Here is a 1,057-nt window from a genome sequence, read left to right as displayed (position 1 = left end):
GTCTCGTGGGCTCGGAGATGTGTATAAGAGACAGGATTAGGGTCTGTTGACATTTCAAGTATAGAATTTACCCGATAAAGGTAGCCAAATAAATATACAAGCTAATGCAACTGCCCCCTCATAGCTACACTTTAGCTTATCATATCGTGTTGCTATTCCTCTGAACTGCTTTAACCTACAAAATGCATTCTCAACTAAGTGTCTGATTTTATATAAATACCAATCCATATGATCATTATTTGACTGAGTATTTGATTTTCTTGGAATATTCGCTTTAGTTTTTTTCGCAGATATTTGTTCTCTTAATGATTCAGAGTCATATCCTTTGTCTGCACAACATACTTCCGTTTCACTCAAATCAAGTTTTTCAATCATTTTGGGAGCAATCTTGACATCATGTATCGTTCCATCGGAGATAATAATTTCGATTGGATTGCCATCCGCATCAACAGCTAAGTGTATTTTAGAACTATTTCCACCAATGCTTTTAGAAATATCCTGATCTTTTATTCCAGCAGAATGTTGGTGTGCCCGAACATGACTACCATCAATAAAAACCCATTCCATATCAGCACTTGAAGAAATTAATTTAAATATTTTCATTAACTTATCATTTTTACACCAACGATTATATTTTTTAAAGATTGAGTTATACGAACCAAATTCTTTAGGCAAATCACGCCATGGGCAGCCTGTTCTTATTCTATAAAGTATTGCTTCGACAAAATTTCTCAAATTAGATTTGAAATAGATATCAAAATTTCGGAAAATAGAAAGTAACTTAGACCAGCGTTGATCATTCAGCATTGTACGAGGCATAGCGAGAAGTAAATTTAGTTTGGCGATTAAATTTTACTTTCTCGCTATTTTTTTGAACAGTAAATGTCAACAGATCCTAGTTAGATCGACCAGTCCTGTATTTCCCAACCCTGTTCTTGGGCTAGAGTTTCCAAGCGATCATCCGGATTGACTGCAATGGCATGATCCGCATATTCCAGCAAGAAACGGTCATTAATCGAATCTGAATAGGCCCAAGACTCGGTTACATCGCGACCTT

1 protein-coding gene and 1 pseudogene are annotated in these 1,057 nt (G+C 35.9%); both read right to left on the bottom strand.

Annotated elements, in window-relative coordinates; all coding sequences use genetic code 11:
• Positions 1-54 precede the first annotated feature (54 nt).
• The gene (locus tag BFN00_RS14970; RefSeq protein WP_071852280.1) at positions 55-819 is read right to left on the bottom strand and encodes an IS5 family transposase; all 765 of its coding nucleotides are present in this window, start codon (positions 817-819) and stop codon (positions 55-57) included.
• An 80-nt stretch (positions 820-899) separates the two neighbouring features.
• Positions 900-1,057 (bottom strand): annotated as a pseudogene (locus BFN00_RS14965) (HAD family hydrolase); the annotation flags it as partial.

Source organism: Acinetobacter sp. AR2-3 (genome assembly GCF_001878775.1).
Lineage (GTDB): Bacteria > Pseudomonadota > Gammaproteobacteria > Pseudomonadales > Moraxellaceae > Acinetobacter > Acinetobacter lwoffii_D.
The sequence above is the reverse complement of the archived record's forward strand: the minus strand, read 5'-3'. Positions and strand labels throughout refer to the sequence as shown.

Excerpts from the sequence above, each read along its gene's own strand:
- BFN00_RS14970 (WP_071852280.1), bottom strand. The coding sequence starts at position 819 with ATGCCTCGTACAATGCTGAATGATCAACGCTGGTCTAAGTTACTTTCT.